General features: G+C 71.9%; 16 protein-coding genes. 5 read left to right on the top strand and 11 right to left on the bottom strand.

Annotation, left to right across the window (positions count from 1 at the left end):
• Positions 1-33 precede the first annotated feature (33 nt).
• From ABT085_RS17260 to atzF, 4 genes are all read left to right on the top strand, one after another.
• Complete coding sequence (locus ABT085_RS17260; protein WP_351607795.1) at positions 34-858, top strand: urea amidolyase associated protein UAAP1; 825 nt, start codon at positions 34-36, stop codon at positions 856-858.
• Positions 855-1,460 (top strand): urea amidolyase associated protein UAAP2, encoded by a 606-nt coding sequence (locus ABT085_RS17255; protein WP_351607792.1) that lies wholly within the window; start codon positions 855-857, stop codon positions 1,458-1,460. The genes ABT085_RS17260 and ABT085_RS17255 overlap by 4 nt, the downstream gene beginning before the upstream one ends.
• A complete protein-coding gene (locus tag ABT085_RS17250) occupies positions 1,457-4,975 on the top strand; it encodes a 5-oxoprolinase/urea amidolyase family protein (RefSeq protein WP_351607789.1) in 3,519 nt (1,172 codons plus the stop codon). The genes ABT085_RS17255 and ABT085_RS17250 overlap by 4 nt, the downstream gene beginning before the upstream one ends.
• 115 nt (positions 4,976-5,090) lie before the next feature.
• The gene (gene atzF / locus ABT085_RS17245) at positions 5,091-6,749 is read left to right on the top strand and encodes an allophanate hydrolase (RefSeq protein ID WP_351607786.1); all 1,659 of its coding nucleotides are present in this window, start codon (positions 5,091-5,093) and stop codon (positions 6,747-6,749) included.
• A 52-nt stretch (positions 6,750-6,801) separates the two neighbouring features.
• Here atzF and ABT085_RS17240 read toward each other — a convergent pair whose 3' ends face one another.
• From ABT085_RS17240 to ABT085_RS17190, 11 genes are all read right to left on the bottom strand, one after another.
• On the bottom strand, positions 6,802-9,654 hold the full coding sequence (locus ABT085_RS17240) for a DEAD/DEAH box helicase (protein ID WP_351607784.1): 2,853 nt from the start codon (positions 9,652-9,654) through the stop codon (positions 6,802-6,804).
• A gap of 165 nt (positions 9,655-9,819) precedes the next feature.
• The gene (tatC, locus tag ABT085_RS17235) at positions 9,820-10,770 is read right to left on the bottom strand and encodes a twin-arginine translocase subunit TatC (protein WP_351607781.1); all 951 of its coding nucleotides are present in this window, start codon (positions 10,768-10,770) and stop codon (positions 9,820-9,822) included.
• Between the two features lie 47 nt (positions 10,771-10,817).
• Positions 10,818-11,099 (bottom strand): Sec-independent protein translocase subunit TatA, encoded by a 282-nt coding sequence (tatA, locus tag ABT085_RS17230; RefSeq protein ID WP_351607778.1) that lies wholly within the window; start codon positions 11,097-11,099, stop codon positions 10,818-10,820.
• A gap of 272 nt (positions 11,100-11,371) precedes the next feature.
• On the bottom strand, positions 11,372-11,566 hold the full coding sequence (locus ABT085_RS17225) for a hypothetical protein (RefSeq protein ID WP_351607775.1): 195 nt from the start codon (positions 11,564-11,566) through the stop codon (positions 11,372-11,374).
• Between the two features lie 103 nt (positions 11,567-11,669).
• On the bottom strand, positions 11,670-11,960 hold the full coding sequence (locus tag ABT085_RS17220; RefSeq protein ID WP_152895484.1) for a hypothetical protein: 291 nt from the start codon (positions 11,958-11,960) through the stop codon (positions 11,670-11,672).
• Between the two features lie 58 nt (positions 11,961-12,018).
• Positions 12,019-13,017: a helix-turn-helix transcriptional regulator gene (locus tag ABT085_RS17215; protein ID WP_351607771.1), complete on the bottom strand. Its 999-nt coding sequence runs from the start codon at positions 13,015-13,017 to the stop codon at positions 12,019-12,021.
• Between the two features lie 18 nt (positions 13,018-13,035).
• On the bottom strand, positions 13,036-13,989 hold the full coding sequence (locus tag ABT085_RS17210) for a helix-turn-helix transcriptional regulator (protein ID WP_351607768.1): 954 nt from the start codon (positions 13,987-13,989) through the stop codon (positions 13,036-13,038).
• 129 nt (positions 13,990-14,118) lie between these two features.
• Positions 14,119-14,490 (bottom strand): FKBP-type peptidyl-prolyl cis-trans isomerase, encoded by a 372-nt coding sequence (locus tag ABT085_RS17205; RefSeq protein WP_351607766.1) that lies wholly within the window; start codon positions 14,488-14,490, stop codon positions 14,119-14,121.
• Between the two features lie 59 nt (positions 14,491-14,549).
• Positions 14,550-15,554, bottom strand: a complete 1,005-nt coding sequence (locus ABT085_RS17200; protein ID WP_351607763.1) for an FKBP-type peptidyl-prolyl cis-trans isomerase — start codon at positions 15,552-15,554, stop codon at positions 14,550-14,552.
• 127 nt (positions 15,555-15,681) lie between these two features.
• Positions 15,682-17,043, bottom strand: coding sequence for a Pup--protein ligase (gene pafA, locus ABT085_RS17195; protein ID WP_067429457.1), 1,362 nt, complete (start codon positions 17,041-17,043; stop codon positions 15,682-15,684).
• Positions 17,044-17,052: 9 nt separating this feature from the next.
• Positions 17,053-18,312: an MFS transporter gene (locus tag ABT085_RS17190; RefSeq protein ID WP_351607759.1), complete on the bottom strand. Its 1,260-nt coding sequence runs from the start codon at positions 18,310-18,312 to the stop codon at positions 17,053-17,055.
• Between the two features lie 119 nt (positions 18,313-18,431).
• On the opposite strand from ABT085_RS17190, the gene ABT085_RS17185 reads away from it, so the two are divergent.
• Entirely contained in the window at positions 18,432-19,451 is a 1,020-nt protein-coding gene (locus ABT085_RS17185) for a LacI family DNA-binding transcriptional regulator (RefSeq protein ID WP_351607756.1), read from the top strand.
• The last annotated feature ends 93 nt before the right edge of the window (positions 19,452-19,544 follow it).

Raw genomic sequence — 19,544 nt, 5'->3', positions numbered from 1 at the left:
CCGCACGAGCGAACCCGAGCCGGAGGTCCCGCGATGGCGACAGCGACCACACACCAAGCCCGCGCCCATGCGCGCGCCCAGGCGGGCGGACACGCCGACGCCATGCCCGTCGTACCGGCCGGGGACTGGCCGGCCCCGCCCTGCGAGGCGGGCCTGCTGGTGTGGGCCGAGACCGTGGCCGGCGGCAACTACACCCACCGGGTCCTCGCCCGCGGCACCGAACTGCGCCTGACCGACGTGCGCGGCGACGCCTGCGCGCATCTGCTGCTGTTCGCCGCCGACCGCCCCTGGGAGCGCCTCAACGTCGCCGACACGGTCAAGGTCCAGTGGAACGCCTACCTGGGCGAGGGGCAGTTGCTCCTCTCCGACCAGGGCCGGGTCCTCGCCTCCGTCGTCGCCGACGCCTCCGGCCGGCACGACACCCTGTGCGGCACCTCCACCCTCGTACGCAACACAGCGCGTTACGGCGACGGCACCGCGCAGTCCGCCTCCCCGGCCGGGCGTGAACTGTTCAAGCTCGCCGCCGCCAAGAACGGCCTGGCCCCCCGCGACCTGCCGCCGTCCCTCTCCTTCTTCCAGGGCGTACGGGTCGGCCCGGACGGCACCCTCGGCTTCACCGGCTCCGCGGGCCCCGGCGGCAGTGTCACCCTGCGCGCCGAGCAGGACGTGACCGTGCTGATCGCCAACGTGCCGCACCCGGCCGACCCCCGCCCGGACTACCTCAGCACCCCGCTGGAGGTGCTCGCCTGGCGCGCGGCGCCGACCGGTCCCGGCGCCCCGCTGTGGGACGCCACCCCCGAGGGCCGCCGCGCCTTCCTGAACACCACCGGATTCCTCGCCGCGAAGGGGCTCGCATGAACACCAAGACCGTGGTCCCGGCCCGTGCGGCCTGGAGTTCCGTCGTGCGCGCCGGTGACACGCTCACCATCACCGACCTGCACGGCAACCAGGCCGTCGACTTCCTCGTCTACGACGCCCACGACACGTCCGTGCGCTACAGCGCGCCCGACACGATCCACGCCCAGGGCAACGTCTTCCTCACCACGGGCAGCGTGCTGCTGTCCAACGAGCACACCCCGCTGATGACCGTGCTCGCCGACGACGTCGGCCGGCACGACACGATCGGCGGGGCCTGCTCCAAGGAGTCCAACACCCTGCGCTACGGCCACCACACCTGGTCGCAGCACGCCTGCGTGGACAACTTCCTCGCCGAGGGAGCCCGGCACGGCCTCGGCAAACGCGACCTCGTCTCCAACGTCAACTGGTACATGAACGTGCCCGTCGAACAGGACGGCACCCTCGGCATCGTCGACGGCCGCTCCGCCCCGGGCCTGGCCCTCACCCTGCGCGCCGAACGCGACGTCCTGGTCCTCGTCTCCAACTGCCCCCAGATCAACAACCCCTGCAACGGCTTCGAACCGACCGCCGTGGAGATGACGATCACCGGAGCGCACGCATGACCTTCGACACCCTGCTGGTCGCCAACCGGGGCGAGATCGCCGTACGGATCATCCGCACCGCCCGCGACCTCGGACTGCGCACCGTCGCCGTGTACTCCGACCCCGACCGCGGCGCCCCGCACGTCCGGCTCGCCGACGAGGCGGTACGGCTCGGCCCGGCCCCCGCCAAGGAGTCCTACCTCGACGCCGACCTGGTGCTGAAGGCCGCCAAGGACACCGGCGCCGGCGCCATCCACCCCGGCTACGGCTTCCTCTCGGAGGACGCCGCCTTCGCGCGCCGCTGCGAGGACGCCGGCATCGTCTTCGTCGGCCCGACCCCGGACCAGCTCGACCTGTTCGGCGCCAAGCACACCGCGCGGGCGGCGGCCGAGCGGGCCGGGGTGGCCCTGGCCCCCGGCACCGGACTGCTGGCATCCGCCGAGGAGGCGGTGGCGGCCGCCGAGCGCATCGGCTACCCCGTGATGCTCAAGGCCACCGGTGGCGGCGGCGGCATCGGCATGTCCGCCTGCCGCTCCGCCGCCGAACTCACCGAGGCCTGGGACCGCGTCCAGCGCGTGGCCGCCGCCTCCTTCTCCTCGGCCGGGGTCTTCCTGGAACGGCTCGTCGAACGCGCCCGCCATGTCGAGGTCCAGGTCTTCGGCGACGGCGCGGGCCGGGTGGTCACCTTCGGCGACCGCGACTGCTCCCTGCAACGCCGCAACCAGAAGGTCCTGGAGGAGGCGCCCGCCCCCGGACTCCCCGACGAGGTCCGCAGACAACTCGCCGCCTCCGCAAGCATGTTGTGCGCATCCGTGGACTACCGCTCCGCCGGAACCGTCGAGTTCGTCTACGACGCGGCCCGCGAGGAGGCGTACTTCCTGGAGGTCAACACCCGCCTCCAGGTGGAACACCCGGTCACCGAGGAGGTGTACGGCGTCGACCTGGTCGCCTGGATGCTGCGGCTGGCCCGCGGCGAACGCGACGTCGTGCGCGACCCCGGCACCCCGCGCGGCCACGCCGTCGAGGCCCGCCTCTACGCCGAGGACCCCTCCCGCGAACACCGGCCCAGCGCAGGCCTGTTGACCCGCGTGGAGTTCCCGTCCGGGGTGCGCGTCGACGGCTGGGTGGAGACCGGCACCGAGGTGACGACGTCGTACGACCCGATGCTCGCCAAGGTCATCGCCTACGGCCCCGACCGGGAACACGCGCTGCGGCGGCTCGACGAGGCCCTCACCCGCACCCGGGTCGACGGCATCGAGACCAACCTGGGCCTGGTGCGCGCCGCGCTGGCGGACCGGGACTTCCGGGCCGCGGCCCACTCCACCGCCACCCTCGCCCGGGTCACCGATCCGACCCCGCGCGTCGAGGTCGTCTCCGGCGGCACCCTGACCACCGTCCAGGACTGGCCGGGCCGCACCGGCCACTGGCAGGTCGGCGTACCGCCCTGCGGCCCGATGGACGACCTGTCCTTCCGGCTCGGCAACCGCGCGCTGCACAACCCCGAGGGCGCGCCCGGCCTGGAATGCACCCTCCAGGGCCCGACGCTGCGGTTCAGCCACGCCACGACCGTGTGCGTGACCGGTGCCGCCGCGCCGGTCACCGTCGACGGCGCCCCCGTCGCCCAGTGGGAGCCGGTGACCGTGCCGGCGGGCGGCGTCCTCGCGGTCGGGGCACCCGCCGAGCACGGCCTGCGCACCTACGTCCTGGTCGCGGGCGGCGGCCTGGACGTGCCCGCCTTCCTCGGCAGCGCGAGCACCTTCACCCTCGGCCGCTTCGGCGGGCACGGCGGGCGGGCCCTGCGCACCGGCGACGTGCTGCACGGCGGCACTCTCGCCGAGGGCACCCCCGTGCCCCTCGCCGACCGGCCCGCCCACGGCGCGGTCTGGCACCTGGGCGCGGCCGAAGGCCCGCACGCGGCACCGGAGTTCTTCACCCCCGACGACATCCGCGCCTTCTACGCCGCCGACTGGAAGGTCCACTTCAACTCGGCGCGCACCGGAGTGCGCCTGGTCGGGCCCAAGCCCCGCTGGGCCCGTACCGACGGCGGCGAGGCGGGCCTGCACCCGTCCAACATCCACGACACCCCGTACTCCGTCGGCGCCGTCGACTACACCGGCGACATGCCGGTGCTGCTCGGCCCGGACGGACCCTCGCTGGGCGGGTTCGTGTGCCCGGCGACCGTGCTGAGCGGCGAGCGGTGGAAGCTGGGCCAACTGCGGCCCGGCGACACCGTGCGCTTCGTGCCCGTGGACGTCGACGGCTCGCCGCGCGCCGAGATCACCGACGGCGGGATCCTGGCCCGGGACGGCGACGTGACCTACCGGCGCAGCGGCGACGACAACCTGCTGGTCGAGTTCGGCCCGATGCAGCTGGACCTGGCGCTGCGCATGCGCGTCCACGCGCTGATGGAGGCGGTGGCCCAGGCCGGGCCGGACGGGATCGTCGACCTCACCCCCGGCATCCGCTCGCTCCAGATCCACACCGATCCCCGGCGCCTGGCGCTGCCCGAACTCCTCGCCCGCGTACGGGAGACGGTCGCCGCGCTGCCGCCCACCGACCGGCTCGTGGTCCCCTCGCGCACCGTCCACCTCCCGCTGTCCTGGGACGACCCGGCCACCCGGGAGGCGATCGCCCGCTACATGGCGGGCGTGCGCGACGACGCGCCCTGGTGCCCGTGGAACATCGAGTTCATCCGCCGCGTCAACGGCCTGGAGTCGGTCGCGGACGTGTACCGCACGGTCTTCGACGCGGAGTACCTGGTCCTGGGCCTGGGCGATGTGTACCTGGGCGCGCCGGTGGCCACGCCGCTGGACCCGCGCCACCGCCTGGTGACGACGAAGTACAACCCGGCCCGCACCTGGACGGCCGAGAACTCGGTCGGCATCGGCGGGGCCTACCTGTGCGTCTACGGCATGGAGGGGCCCGGCGGCTACCAGTTCGTGGGCCGTACGACCCAGGTGTGGTCGCCCTGGCAGCAGCGCGGCGCCTTCGAGCCGGGCTCGCCCTGGCTGCTGCGCTTCTTCGACCGGATCAAGTGGTACGCGGTGGACGCGGACGAACTGCTGGAGCTGCGCGCCGACATCACCTCCGGACGCTTCGTGCCCCGGATCGAGGAAGGCACCTTCTCCCTCGCCGGCTATCAGGACTTCCTCGCCGAACACGCCGACTCCATAAGCGAGTTCAAGGGACGCCAGCAGTCGGCGTTCGCCGCCGAACGGGAAGTCTGGGCGGCGGCGGGCGAGTTCACCCGGGCGGAGGCGGCCGCCGCGCCCGCCCCTCCCCCGGCCGCGGTGACGGTCCCGCCCGGCGGCCGGCTGATCGAGGCGGAGTTCGCGGCCTCCGTCTGGCAGGTGAACGTCTCGCCGGGCGACGAGGTGGCCGCGGGAGCGCCGCTGCTCGCACTGGAGGCGATGAAGATGGAGTCCAGGGTGCACGCGCCGGCCGCCGGCGTGGTCGCCGAGATCCTGGCCAGGCCCGGCGACCAGGTGGAGGCGGGCACGGCGCTGCTCGTCCTGGCCCCGGCCGACCGGCCCTGACCCTTCCGCACGCACCCGCCCCGCCCGCACCCTCCGGGCCCGGCCGTCCGGCCCCGACCGACCCGCCCGGCGGCCCGTCCACCGCCCGGGCCGCCCCGAGATCGAAGGAGCACCCATGCCCTCCGTCCTGTCCCGAGTCCGGGCCGCCCACCGGCGCATCGAGGCCGTCGACCGCCCGGAGATCTGGATCGGTCTACGGCCGCTCGCCGAGGTGGAGGCCGAGGCCGAGGCGATCGACGCGCGGGTGGCCGCGGGTGAGCGGCTCCCGCTCGCCGGGCGCCTGCTGGCGGTGAAGGGCAACATCGACGTGGCCGGTCTGCCCACCACGGCCGGCTGCCCCGGGTACGCCTACCCGCCGCAGGCCGACGCCCCCGTCGTGGCCCGGCTGCGCGCGGCCGGCGCGCTGGTCCTGGGCACCACGAACCTGGACCAGTTCGCGACCGGCCTGGTCGGCACCCGCTCCCCCTACGGCGCCGTCCGCAACGCGCACGCCCCGGACCGGATCAGCGGCGGCTCCAGCTCCGGCTCGGCCGTCGCGGTGGCCCTCGGGATCGCCGATCTCGCCCTGGGCACGGACACCGCGGGCTCGGGCCGGGTACCGGCCGCCTTCAACGGCATCGTCGGCCTGAAGCCGACCCGCGGGCTGGTCCCCACCGCGGGCGTGGTCCCGGCCTGCGCGTCGATCGACTGCGTGACGGTGTTCGCCCGGACGCTCCCGGAGGCCGAGGAGGCGCTGGCCCACATGGCGGTGCCGCCCGGCCGGCCGGTCCCCGCGCGCGCCCCCGGCCCGTGGCGGGTCGCGGTCCCGGCACCGGAGCAGCTCGGCGAGCTCGACCCGGGCTGGGCCGACGCCTGCGCGGCGGCCGTCACCCGGGTCGCCGCGGCCGGTGCCGACGTACGGACGATCGACCTCGCCCCGTTCACGGAGGCAGCCACGATGCTCTACGACGGCGCGTTCGTCGCCGAGCGGTACACCGCGGTCGGCAGCTTTGTCGACAAGTTGCTCGCCGAGGGCGGTGAGGGCCTCGACCCCACCGTGGCCGGCATCATCACCCGGGCCCGGGACATCCCGGCGCACCGGCTCTACGCCGACCAGGACCGCCTGGCCGCCCTGCGCAGCCGGGCGCTGGCGGAGCTCGCCGACGCGGACGCCCTGCTGCTGCCCACCGCACCGGGGCATCCCACCCTCGCCGAGGTGGCCGCCGACCCGCTGGGCGCGAACGCCCGCCTCGGCCGCTTCACCAACTCCACCAACCTGTTCGACCTGGCCGCGGTCGCCGTCCCGGCCGGGGAGGTGAACGGTCTGCCGTTCGGCATGATGCTGGTGGGCCCGGCGCACACGGACGAGCGGCTGGTCCGGATCGCCGCACTGCTCAGGCCCCCGGCGCGGCTGGCGGTGGTCGGGGCGCACCTGTCCGGTCAGCCCCTCAACCCGCAGCTCCTGGCGCTGGGCGCCCGGCTCGAGCGTACGACCACGACGGCGCCGCTCTACCGGCTGCACGCCCTGCGGACCGATCCGCCCAAGCCGGGGCTCGTCCACGTGGGCGAGGGGGGTGCCGGGATCGAGACGGAGATCTGGAGCCTGCCGGCGGAGGGCCTCGGCCTGCTGCTGGCCGCCCTTCCGCGCCCGATGGCCCTGGGCAGCGTGGAACTGGCGGACGGCAGCCGGGTGCCCGGCTTCCTGTGCGAGCCGGGCGCGCTCTCCGACTCCGAGGACATCACGTCGTACGGCGGCTGGCGGACGTATCTGGACGCCGGACGGCAAGCCCCCTGAAGGGGCCGCCCGGGTGCGGCGGGTCACCCCCCGCACCCGTTCAGCCGTACGGCTATCCGACCGACGAGTAGGCGACCACGCCCCGCAGCAGCAGGTCGACCGCCTTGCGGGCGTTCTTCGCCACGGTGGAACCCTCCGGCTGCGGGGCCGCCGCGATCTGCCCGAGCACGTCGATGACCTGCTTGCACCAGCGCACGAAGTCGCCGGCCGGCATCTCCGCCTCGCGCAGCACCTCGTCCAGGCCCTTCCCGGACGCCCACATGTACGCGGCCCAGGCGAAGCCGAGGTCGGGCTCGCGCTGGCCGACGCCCTCGGTCTGGTTGATCCGGAAGTCCTCCTCCAGCGCGTCCAGCCGGCCCCAGATGCGGACCATCTCGCCGAGCGCGGCCTTGGCCTTGCCCGAGGGCACCTTCGGCGCCATCGCGTCGTCGGCGGCCCGCGCCTCGTACACCAGCGCCGAGACGCACGCGGCGAGTTCGGCCGGGGCGAGCCCCTCCCAGACACCGGCCCGCAGGCATTCGCTGGCCAGCAGGTCGAGTTCGCCGTAGAGCCGGGCGAGCCGCTTGCCGTGCTCGGTCACCTCGTTGCCGCGCAGGTAGTCCAGCTCGGTCAGGAGCGCGACGATGCGGTCGAAGGTGCGGGCGATGGTGTTCGTGCGGCCCTCGATACGGCGCTCCAGCTGCGAGGTGTCGCGCATCAGCCGGTGGTAGCGCTCGGCCCAGCGGGCGTGGTCCTCCCGCTCGTCGCAGCCGTGGCAGGGGTGGGCGCGCAGTGCGGTGCGCAGCCGGGCGATCTCCCTGTCGTCGGCGGCCTGCGAACGCTGCTTGCGCGCCCGCTCCGGCGGAATGTGCCCGGCCTTGGTGCGCAGCGCGGAGGCGAGGTCCCGGCGGGACTGCGGGGAACGCGGGTTGAAGGACTTCGGGATCCGCATCCGCTCCAGCGCCTCGACGGGCACCGGGAAGTCCATCGACGCCAACCGCTTGACCTGCCGTTCGGCGGTCAGCACCAGGGGGCGCGGCCCGTCGTGCTGCTCGAAGCCCCGGTGGCCGTTGGACCGCCCGGCCGGCAGCCCGGGGTCCAGGACCAGGGCCAGACCGGCGTACTTGCCGGTGGGCACGTGGATGACGTCACCCGGCTTGAGCTTCTCCAGGGCCACGGCGGCCTCGGCGCGCCGCTGGTTCGCCCCCTGGCGGGCCAGCTCGGTCTCGCGGTCCTTGAGTTCGCGGCGCAGCCCCGCGTACTCCTCGAAGTCGCCGAGGTGGCAGGTCATGGAGGCCTTGTAGCCCTCCAGTCCCTCCTCGTTGCGCTGCACCTGCCGGGAGATCCCGACGACCGACTTGTCGGCCTGGAACTGGGCGAAGGACGTCTCCAGCAGCTCGCGCGAGCGGTGCCGGCCGAACTGCTCGACCAGGTTGACCGCCATGTTGTACGACGGCTTGAAGCTGGAGCGCAGCGGATACGTACGGGTGCCGGCCAGGCCGGCCAGGTGGTCGGGGTTCATGGCACGCTGCCACAGCACCACCGCGTGGCCCTCGACGTCGATGCCGCGCCGGCCGGCCCGGCCGGTCAGCTGGGTGTACTCGCCGGGGGTGATGTCGGCGTGCTGCTCGCCGTTCCACTTGACGAGCTTCTCCAGCACCACCGAGCGGGCGGGCATGTTGATGCCGAGGGCGAGGGTCTCGGTGGCGAACACGGCCTTGACCAGGCCGTGGACGAAGAGCTCCTCGACGACCTCCTTGAACGTCGGCAGCATGCCCGCGTGGTGGGCGGCGATGCCCCGCTCCAGGCCCTCCAGCCACTCGTAGTAGCCCAGGACATGCAGGTCCTCGGAGGGGATGGAGGCGGTGCGCTCCTCCACGATCCGGCGCACCTTGACCCGCGCCTCGTCGTCGTTGAGCCGCAGGCCCGCGTAGAGGCACTGCTGCACGGCGGATTCGCAGGCCGCGCGGCTGAAGATGAACGTGATGGCGGGCAGCAGCCCTTCGGCGTCGAGGCGTTCGATGACCTCGGGACGGCTCGGCGTCCAGATCCGCGAGCGCTGTCTGCGCTCGCGCTCCCGGTCGGCCTCGCGCATGGACCGGCCGCGCCTGCGGTCCTGGTAGGTGGGCCGGCTCGCCTCCGTGCGGGCCAGCCGGGCGAGGTCGGGGTTGACGGCCCGCTTGCGGCCCTCGCCCTCCTCGAACAGGTCGTACATCCGCCGGCCGGCGAGCACGTGCTGGAACAGCGGGACCGGCCGGTGCTCGGAGACGATCACCTCGGTGTCGCCGCGGACGGTGTCGAGCCAGTCGCCGAACTCCTCGGCGTTGGACACGGTCGCCGACAGCGAGACGAGGGTGACCGACTCGGGCAGGTGGATGATCACCTCTTCCCAGACCGCGCCGCGGAAGCGGTCGGAGAGGTAGTGCACCTCGTCCATGACCACGTATCCCAGGCCCCGCAGGGTCCCCGAGCCGGCGTACAGCATGTTCCTGAGCACCTCGGTGGTCATCACGACCACGGGGGCGTCGGAGTTGACGCTGTTGTCGCCGGTGAGCAGGCCGACCTTGTCCGCGCCGTAGCGGCGGCACAGGTCGGCGTACTTCTGGTTCGACAGCGCCTTGATGGGTGTCGTGTAGAAGCACTTCTTGCCCTGCTGCAGGGCGAGGTGGACGGCGAACTCGCCCACGATCGTCTTGCCGGAGCCAGTGGGTGCGGCGACCAGTACGCCCTTGCCCGCCTCCAGCGCCCGGCAGGCCTCTATCTGGAACGGGTCGAGGCCGAAGTCGTACATCTCGCGGAAGGAGGCGAGCGCGGTGGCCTGCTCGGCCGCACGCGTGCGTGCGGCGGCGTACCGCTCGGCCGGTGAGAGGTCCTCTGTCATCGTGCTTTCGAGCGTACCGGGCGCCACTGACAACAGGACGATCATTATCCGGATCCAGGTCCGTGAAACCTTGGATCCGCCCAGCTCACGGCACCGGTACCGGCCTGCCGTCCGAGGTGGGAGGCCCGGCCGGGACCCCGAAGACGCAAAGCGGCCGGCGGCGCCCGGTGGGCGCCCCGGCCGCGCTGCGCGGTGGAGCCGAAGGGGACCTCAGGTCACGTCGTCGTAGCCGTTGACCCGGTCCGTGCTCGTCTGCTCCGGCACCCGGCGCCCGGCGCCCACTGCCTCGGCCTCGCCGATGTCCTCGGGGGTGAGGTCCAGCTCGGAGGCCTCGTCGTCGCCGGGGCCCTGCGCCTGGCGGCGGCGCTTGCGCCGGTCGTTCAGCAGGGAGAAGACGACCGCTCCGAAGTACAGCACCCAGATCGGTCCGGCCAGCGCCAGCATGGAGATGGGGTCGGTGCTCGGCGTGGCCACGGCCGCGAACACCGTGATGCCCATGATCATGCCGCGCCACCAGCCGAGCATGCGGGTGGCGGTGAGTACACCTGTCAGGTTGAGCATGATCAGCAGCAGCGGCAGCTCGAAGGAGAGCCCGAAGACGACGACCATGCGCGTGACGAGCTGGAGCAGGTCGTCCAGCGGCAGCAGGTTGTCGACGCCGTGCGGCGTGAACTGCATCAGCACCTGCGCCGTGGTCGGCAGCACCCGGTAGGCGAAGTACGCGCCGCCGAGGAACAGCGGCACACCGCTGCACACGAAGCCGTAGGCGTACTTCTTCTCGTTACGGTGCAGGCCGGGCGCGACGAACGCCCAGAGCTGGTACAGCCAGACCGGTGAGGCGAAGACCACACCGGCCATCAAGGACACCTGGAGGGCCAGCGTGAACGGGGCGAGGAGGCCGTTGATCGTGATCCGCGCGCACTGCTGCCCGTCCGCCGTCTGGGCCGCCAGTTCCTCGAAGGACTTCCCGCAGCCGACCGAGTCGAGGATCGGCTTGGTGAGGAAGTTGATGATCTCGTTGTAGAAGAAGGCGGCGACGATCGTCACGACGACGATGGCGAGCATCGCCTTCGCGAGCCGGTTGCGGAGCTCGCGAAGGTGTTCCGCAAGAGGCATCCGCCCCTCCGGGTCCTTCTCCTGACTGCGGGCAGACTTCAGCAACCCACGTTCCCATCTCGTACGGCGGGCCGGGGATCACCGGCCCCGCGTCAGCGCTTGGTGGTGTCCGTCGGCTCGGCGACCGGGCGGGAGCTGGTCACGTCGCCGGGAGCGGCCTGGATGGTGCGCTGCGCCGGGGGCTGCTCGTCGGTGGCAGGCGCCGGGGCCGGGGCGGTGTTGCCCTCTTCCTTCATCGCCTTGGCCTCGCTCTTGAGGATCCGCGCGGACTTGCCGAGCGAACGCGCCATGTCCGGAAGCTTCTTCGCGCCGAACAGCAGGATAATGACGACGAGGATGAGAATGATCTCGGGAGCTCCGAGCCTTCCGAACATAAGTCTTTACCTTCTCACCGAGGCGGCTGGTTGTGGCGTGCTGGCCGACCAGTCGGACACACATCCGAACGATCGCGTGTCAGCGATCGTAACGCTCAGGGGTGAACGCGAAGCAATCCCCGTGCGTACTCCCGGTCTGCGGCGTGGGCCTCGTTCTCCGCACCGCGATCAGCAGGGTACCTGTCCCCGCGACCGGGACGACAGGGCGAAGTGCCCCAAACCGCTGCCCGGTACGGACTCACACCAGGCCCATACCAAGCCCGCGGCGCCCCTCACAGCGCGTCCACGGCGCGGGCGGTGCTCGCGGCCGCCCTCTCCAGATCCTCGGCCGCCCTGTTGATACGGCGCGCCGATTCCGCGACCTGACGGCCGAGGCGCTGCGCCTCCAGGAACACCCGCACGGCCAGCACGCCCAGCACGGCGAGACCCAGGAAACCCACAGCTACCGCGAACATCGGCCAGAACATGCGCCGAGCCTAGTAGGTCCCCCGCGGGCCGCCGCAGCCGCGCCCCCGGCCCGCCCCACCCATGGCGCCCGCCGGGCGTGTCGAGGACTCTGCCGGACAGGTCCTAGGCCGAGTGCAGGCGCAGCGTGCTGACCCCGCCTCCGGTCAGCAGCTCCACGATCCGCTCGCCGGCCGGCTTGCGCACGGACACACCGCAGCCGGGGCAGGTGAAGGAGTAGAAGGTGGTGCGGCTGCTGGCACCGATCGCCAGGCGCAGAGCGCTCGCGGCGAGCTCGAAGCGGCCCCGGCAGTCCGGGCAGCCGGCCCGGAAGACCACCGGCCCCACGCTTCTCATCCCCGCGAACGCGGCCGCCACCGACATGCCCCGCACTCCGGACCTCAACGACTCGCTCAAGAACTCCGCTCCCGCCTGTCGCCCTGCCCGGCGTGCTCCCCGCGCTCCCCCGCGCCGCTCACCCGCCGGCCCCCTCGATCCCGTCGTACGCCGCCAGCGCCTCGCGGGCCGCCCGGCGCGCGCTGTCGGCCAGCTCCGGCGGCGACACGATCCGGCCGTCCGGGCCGAGCCTCAGCGCCAGCCGTCTGAGCGAGGCCGGGTCGGGCGTACGCAGAGTGATACGCAGACCGCCGTCGGGAAGTTCATCGGCACTGTCGTGCGGGTAGTACTCGGCGACCCAGCGCCCGCCGGGACCGACCTCGACGACGACCTCCGGATCCTCCGCGGCCGGCTGGACCAGCCCCTCCGACAGGTCCCTGAGCTCGACCTCGGGCGGCGCGGACGGCTCGTCGAGGACCCGGATCTCGGCGACCCGGTCGAGCCGGAAGGTCCGCCGGCCCTCCGAGCGGTAACACCAGGCCTCGACATAGGTGTGGCCCACGCTGACGAGCCGGATGGGATCGATCTCACGCTCGGTGACCTCGTCACGCGCGGGCGAGTAGTAGCGGATCCACAGCCGGCGCCGCTCGGAGATCGCCCGGTCGACGTCGGCGAAGACCCCGCCCTCGGACTCGAAGGTCACCGACAGCCGGGAGCTGGCCCCGGCCGCCTCGCCGGCCGCCGCCTCCACCTTGGCGGTCGCCCGCAGCAGCGCCTGCCGGTCGCCCTCCCGCAGCCCCGGCAGGGTCGACACGGCGCGGGCGGCCACCAGCAGAGCCGTCGCCTCGTCCGCGGCCAGCCGCAGCGGCTCGGCCGCGTCCGCCCCCAGCGCGGCCGGGTTGTGCCACCAGATCCGCTCGCCGTCGGTGTCGATGTCGAGCAGGTCGCCGCCGCGGAAGCTGGTGCCGCACATGGGCAGCACGTCGAGGTCCGAGACCAGCTCGTCCTCGGTGATGCCGAAGGCACGCGCCACGTCCTCGATCCGGGCGCCCGGACGCTCGCGCAGATACGTCACCAACGACAGCATCCGCCGGGTCTGGTCGATGGCGTTCGTGGGCCTGACCGGTTTGCCTGCCACTGTGTTGCTCGCTCCCCCTCAGCCCTTGGCCACGGCGCGCAGCCGCTCCAGCACGTCGGCCCGCAGCTCCGCGGGCTCCACGACCACCACGTCCGGCCCGAACTCCACCAGCCACGCGTCCAGCCCGTGGCCGTACGGAATCTCCAACTCGTCCCATCCCCCGCCGAGTTCCCGCACCGCGGTGGCCTTCGCCCGAAGGGGGTAGCCGGCGCCCTGGCGCAGCCGGATCAGGGCGCTGCGGTCGGCGGTCTCCCCCGCCCAGCTCGCCACGGTCTCGCGCACGGTGACCACGTCGGGGACCTCGGCGGTGAAGCGGCCGCCCCGGCTGCGCACCTTGCCGGTGATCCGGGACAGCCGGAACACCCGCTCGGCCCCCCGGTCGCGGTCCCAGCCCGCCAGGTACCAGTGGCCGCGCCAGCACTCCAGGGCCCACGGCTCGACCTGCCGGGGCTCGGGGCGGGCGGCGGTGGCCTTGCGGTAGTCGAAGACGACCGGACGGCGGTCGCGGCAGGCCAGCATCAGCGGCTCGAAGGCGGCCTCGTGCACCGGGATGCGCGGCTCCAGGGCGCCATGGGCCTCGTAGGGATCGACGTCCTCGGGCAGTCCGGCCGCGCGCAGCTTCTGCAGAGCTCCGCTGGCGGCGCCGGCCAGCCGGGCCTGCTGCCAGACCTTGGCGGCCAGGCCGAGCGCGGCGGCCTCCTCGGCGTCGAGGGTGATGGGCGGCAGGCGGTTGCTGTCCCGGCGGGCCAGATAGCCGACCTCGCCGTCCAGGTTCTCGACCGTCTCGATGACCAGACCCAGCTCGCGCAGGTCGTCCTTGTCCCGCTCGAACATGCGGTTGAAGGAGTCGTCGCTCCCCGCCTCCAGATAGGCCTCGATGGACTCACGCAGCTCGCGCTTGCTGAGCGGCCGTCGCGTCCCCAGCAGACACAGCGCCAGGTTCATCAGTCGCTCGGCCTTGGCAATGGCCATCGATGCCCTTCGCCTTCCTTGTGGTGCTTCCGACCGATGACCGTACCGCCCAGGGGTGCCACGGCAAAAGCCGAGGGCCCATGCCCGACAGGCATGGGCCCCAGGTGATCGGGTCCGATCTCTCGACGATCAGACTCCGAGCAGGTCGACCACGAAGATCAGCGTCTCACCGGGCTGGATCGCCGGGGTCGGGCTCTGGTCGCCGTAGGCGAGGTGGGCGGGAATGGTCAGCTGGCGACGGCCACCGACCTTCATGCCCTGCACGCCCTGGTCCCAGCCCTTGATGACCCGGCCGCCACCGAGCGGGAAACGGAACGGGTTGCCCCGGTTCCAGCTCGCGTCGAACTCCTCACCCGTGCTGAAGGCCACACCCACGTAGTGCACCGTGACGGTCTGCCCCGCCTCGGCCACCGGACCGTCGCCCTCCCAGATGTCCTTGATCTCGAGGTCCGCCGGGGGGTTGCCCTCCGGAAAGTCGATCTCGGGCTTCTCGATGCTCACGTCTCTAGCTCCTGCTTGTCTGCGATAAAGCAACGATCACAGTCTTACATCACGCGGCCTCACATCTTCGCGAGGATGTCCACCGTGAAGACCATCGTGGAGTCCTTGCCGATGCCACTGCCCTGCGGCGGGTTGTCCCCGTAGCCCAGGGACGGCGGGACCACGATCAGCACCCGGCTGCCCACCTTCTTGCCCGTCAGCCCCTGCGCCCACCCCTTGACGACCTGCGAAAGACCGAACGACGTCAGCGACTTGCGGCCGTACGTCGAGTCGAACTCCTTGCCGTTGTCCCACAGCACACCCTTGTACTGCACCAGCACGCTGTCCTGCGCCCCCACCGCGGCACCGTCACCCTCCAGGACGTAGTTCGCCACCAGATCCTTCGGTGGATCCACCTTCGGCACCTCGATGGACGGCGCACTGCCGTCGGTGTTCGTCCCCACCTTCGGCAGCTTCGCGTCGTCCTGCGCCACAGCCTTGCCCTTGGCGGAGCTCTTCGCGTTGAACGTCTCCTGCAGATCGACCACGAACACCAGCGTGTCGGTACCCTTGATACCCGCCTGCGTGTTACCGCCCTTGCCGTAACCCCAGGTCGGCGGCACCGAGAACTCCACCCGGCTGCCCGCCTTCTTCCCCGTCAGCGCATACCGCCAGCCGTCGATGATGCTGCCCTGCGCCAACTGGATGACCAACGGCGTCTTACGGTCCCAGGAGTTGTCGAACACCTTCGCCGTGTCCCAGATCTGCCCCAGGTAGTTCGCCTGGATGTAGTCGTTCTCCGCGACCGTCTGACCGCCGCCCGCGATCACCGTCTTCACCGCCAGCTGGTCCGACGGCTCACCCGTCCCCTTGGCCACCGTCGGCTTCTCACCGAACTTCGTCCCCGCCGTGATCGCCGGCAGCGGACCATCGACGATCTTCGGCGGCGGCGCCGACGACGGAGCCTGCGCAGACGGCGACTCACTGACGCTCGTCTTGCTCTTGTCGGACTTGTCGTCACCACACCCGGCGATCGTGACCAGTCCAGCGGGAACTGCGGCAAGGATGAGAGAGCGTCGGCGCACGGTGAAGGCCTCGTAATCGGTCGATCTTGCGGATGGCGTGCGCGCAACTCTACGACGTCAAAAGGGCGCCGTACGGAAAACGTACGGCGCCCGCGTTGCGTTCCGGCACAGCGACCGGCCGCCCCGCTCACATCCCGGCGATCAGCTTCTCCACCCGGTCGTCCACCGAACGGAACGGGTCCTTGCACAACACCGTGCGCTGCGCCTGGTCGTTCAGCTTCAGATGCACCCAGTCCACCGTGAAGTCGCGGCGCTGCTCCTGGGCCCTGCGGATGAAGTCACCACGCAGCCTCGCCCTGGTGGTCTGCGGAGGCACCGACTTGCCCTCGAAGATCTTCAGGTCGTTGCAGATACGAGCGGCCTGACCCTTCTTCTCCAGCAGGTAGTACAGACCACGACGACGATGGATGTCGTGGTACGCAAGGTCTATCTGCGCCACCCGAGGATGCGACATCGTCATGTTGTGCTTCGCCCGGTACCGCTCGATCAACTGGTACTTCATCACCCAGTCGATCTCGGTACCGATCCGGTCCAGATCCTCCGCCTCGATCGCGTCCAGCGTACGGCCCCACAGCTCCAGGACCTGCTCGACCGTGCCGGTACGGATGCCCCGGCGCTCACAGAAGTCCACGGCCTTCTCGTAGTACTCCCGCTGCACCTCCAGCGCCGACGCCTCCCGGCCACTGGCCAGACGCACCTTCCGACGCCCCGTGATGTCATGACTGACCTCACGGATCGCCCGGATCGGGTTCTCCAGCGTCAGATCCCGCATCACCGTGCCCGCCTCGATCATCCGCAGCACCAGATCGGTCGCCCCGACCTTGAGCAGCATCGTCGTCTCCGACATGTTCGAGTCGCCCACGATCACATGCAGCCGACGGTAACGCTCCGCGTCCGCGTGCGGCTCGTCACGCGTGTTGATGATCGGCCGGGACCGCGTCGTCGCCGACGACACGCCCTCCCAGATGTGCTCCGCCCGCTGACTCACGCAGTACACGGCCCCGCGCGGAGTCTGCAGAACCTTGCCCGCACCACACAGCAACTGGCGCGTGACCAGGAACGGAATCAGGATGTCCGCGAGCCGGGAGAATTCCCCGTGCCGCGCCACCAGATAGTTCTCGTGGCAACCATAAGAGTTGCCCGCCGAGTCGGTGTTGTTCTTGAAGAGGTAGACGTCGCCCGCGATTCCTTCCTCGTGCAGGCGTCGTTCCGCGTCCACCAGGAGTCCCTCGAGAATGCGCTCGCCGGCTTTGTCATGAGTGACCAGCTCGGTCACGTTGTCACACTCGGGTGTCGCGTATTCCGGATGTGACCCGACATCGAGATACAGGCGGGCACCGTTTCGCAGAAAGACATTGCTGCTGCGGCCCCATGACACGACACGGCGGAAGAGGTACCGCGCCACCTCGTCAGGCGACAGGCGGCGCTGTCCCCTGAACGTGCACGTGACGCCGTACTCGTTCTCCAGCCCGAAAATGCGGCGGTCCATGACTGAACATTACGCCCGATCCCCCGAGCTGAAACGGGGTTCGACAGCACGATTTGGATCATTTTCCGATGACGCCGCAACCACCGCACCCCCCGAAGGAACTGCGAGGACCCGTCCCGTGGCCAGCAGGACCAGCAACGACACCGCCCCCGCCACCCCCGGAACCGCGAAACCCCACAGCGCACCACCCGACTGGACCACCGGCCCCGCCACCCCCGTCCCCACCGACGCACCCACCGTGAACGTCGTCACAAGCCAGGAGAACGCCTCGGTGACCGTCCCCCGCGGCGCATGCCGATCCACGATCACGAACGCACACGCGATCGCCGGCGCCAGGAACACCCCCGCGAGCGCCGCCAGCGCCACCATCGCGACCGCACCCGGCATCGCCATCAACGGCAGATAACACACCGCCAGAAACGCCACCAGAACCCGCAACCGCCGTTCCGGCACCCCCGGCCACCGCCGCGCCCCGTACACCACACCACCGACCAGCGCACCCAGCCCGATCGCCGCCATCAGCCACCCGTACACCACGTCACCACCGTGCGCGTCCGCATACGGCACCGACGCGACCGTGATCGACCCCAACGCGATCCCCACGAAGAAGAACGCGCCCAGCAGCGCCAGCAGACCCGGCGACCTCAGCGCCCCCAGCCAGTGCGCCTCCCGCGGCTCCGAACGCCACGCCCGCGAAGGCGCCGACACCACGACCGACAGCGCCCCCAGCACACCCACCGCGTTCAGCACCAGCAACGCCGCCTCGGCCGACCACAGCGACACGCACACCGTCACCAGCAGCGGCCCCACGGTGAACATCACCTCCTGCGCCACCGCGTCCATCGCGTACGCCGTGTGCACCCGCTCCTCCCCGCGCAGCACCCCCGGCCACAACGCCCGCAGACCGCCCTCCAGCGGCGGCGTGAACAGCCCGGCCGCCGCCACCGCCGCATACGCCAGCGGCAGCGTGCCGGTGCCCGCCAGCGCGAACACGGCCATCGCCACGGCCGAGGCCAGCGCCGCGGGCAGCTGGACCCGCGGCTGCCCGTACAGGTCGACCAGACGCCCCAGCACCGGCTGGCCCACCGCGTTCGCCACCCCGTACACCGCCGCCAGCACCCCCGCCAGGCTGTACGTACCGCCCTGCGCCCGCACGAACAGCACGATCGCGATGGCCGCCGTCGCGTTCGGCAACCGGCCCACCAGCGTGCCCACCAGCAGCCGGGCGGCATGCCTCGCCCTGAGGATCTCCAGGTAACCCGCGGCCATCCGCCTGCCTCCATCGCCGTGCCGAGGACATGTGCCGCCTCGACGTGTTACGTATAACCCCCTCGCCCATACGTACCATGTGCGCTGTTCACCAGTCCAGACGAAAGAGCAGGCCAGCGGTGACACCAGGAAGCACACGCCCCACGAGCCGCGACGTCGCCCAGGCCGCCGGCGTCTCCCAGGCCGCGGTCTCCCTGGTACTCGGCGACAAATGGCGCGGCCGCGTCTCCGAAACCACCGCCGAACGCGTCCGCCAGGCCGCACACGACCTCGGCTACCGCCCCAACCTCGCCGCCCGCAACCTCCGCCTCGGCCACACCCGCACCATCCTGCTCGTCGTCCCCGCACTCACCACCGAATTCTTCGCCGGCGTCTACACCGGAGCCGCCCGCATCGCCGCCGACCACGGCTTCGGCCTCGTCCTCTACCCCTCCCCCGAAGGCATCGGCCCCGCCCGCGACCCCTTCGCCTCCGCCCAGACCGCCCTCGACGGCGTCATCGCCTCCTCCATGGCCGCCGACGCCCTCACCGCCCTGCGCGGCGGCGACCGCCTCCCCCTCGTCATGCTCGACAGCGACCCCCACGGCAGCCTCGGCGCCGCCACCGTCAACCTCGACATCGCCGACGGCGCCCGCCAGATCGCCGACCACCTCCTCACCCTCGGCCACCGCCGCTTCCTCCACCTCGCGGCCGACATCCCCTCCTGGACCTTCGAAGTCCGCGCCCGCGAACTCACCACACGCATCACCGCGGTACCCGGCACCACCATCACCACCACCCGCGCACCCATCTCCATCGAAGACGCGGTGGCAGCCACGACCACGGCCCTGAACACCCCCGGCCCCCACCCCACCGCCCTCGTCTGCGACGACGACAAACTCGCCGCCGGCGCCTACAAGGCCATCCGCCGCCTCGGCCTGCGCGTCCCCGACGACATCTCCGTCACCGGCGTCGACGACCTCGCCCTCGCCACCGCCATCGACCCCGAACTCACCACCGTCCGCCTCGACGCCGAACTCTTCGGCGAACGCGGCATGCAAGCCCTCCTCGCCGTCCTCGACGGCAGAACCCCCCAAGCCGGCGACATCCCCGTCCAACTCGTCGTCCGCGGCTCCACAGCACCCCCCTGCACCCCCTGACGGCACCCTCCGACGACACCGCGCAGGACCCCCGGACAGCACCGTGCCCCCGGCCGCCGTCACCCGCCGGGGGCCCCCACGGAGCGAACCAGG

The organism is Streptomyces sp. NPDC002265 (genome assembly GCF_040296125.1).
GTDB lineage: Bacteria > Actinomycetota > Actinomycetes > Streptomycetales > Streptomycetaceae > Streptomyces.
Note: the sequence above shows the minus strand (reverse complement) of the source record. Positions and strands in the feature narration are given on the sequence as shown.

Coding starts and splice junctions, on each gene's coding strand:
- ABT085_RS17260 (WP_351607795.1), top strand. CDS start 34: ATGGCGACAGCGACCACACACCAAGCCCGCGCCCATGCGCGCGCCCAG.
- ABT085_RS17255 (WP_351607792.1), top strand. CDS start 855: ATGAACACCAAGACCGTGGTCCCGGCCCGTGCGGCCTGGAGTTCCGTC.
- ABT085_RS17250 (WP_351607789.1), top strand. CDS start 1,457: ATGACCTTCGACACCCTGCTGGTCGCCAACCGGGGCGAGATCGCCGTA.
- atzF (WP_351607786.1), top strand. CDS start 5,091: ATGCCCTCCGTCCTGTCCCGAGTCCGGGCCGCCCACCGGCGCATCGAG.
- ABT085_RS17240 (WP_351607784.1), bottom strand. CDS start 9,654: ATGATCGTCCTGTTGTCAGTGGCGCCCGGTACGCTCGAAAGCACGATG.
- tatA (WP_351607778.1), bottom strand. CDS start 11,099: ATGTTCGGAAGGCTCGGAGCTCCCGAGATCATTCTCATCCTCGTCGTC.
- ABT085_RS17225 (WP_351607775.1), bottom strand. CDS start 11,566: ATGTTCTGGCCGATGTTCGCGGTAGCTGTGGGTTTCCTGGGTCTCGCC.
- ABT085_RS17210 (WP_351607768.1), bottom strand. CDS start 13,989: ATGGCCATTGCCAAGGCCGAGCGACTGATGAACCTGGCGCTGTGTCTG.
- pafA (WP_067429457.1), bottom strand. CDS start 17,043: ATGGACCGCCGCATTTTCGGGCTGGAGAACGAGTACGGCGTCACGTGC.
- ABT085_RS17190 (WP_351607759.1), bottom strand. CDS start 18,312: ATGGCCGCGGGTTACCTGGAGATCCTCAGGGCGAGGCATGCCGCCCGG.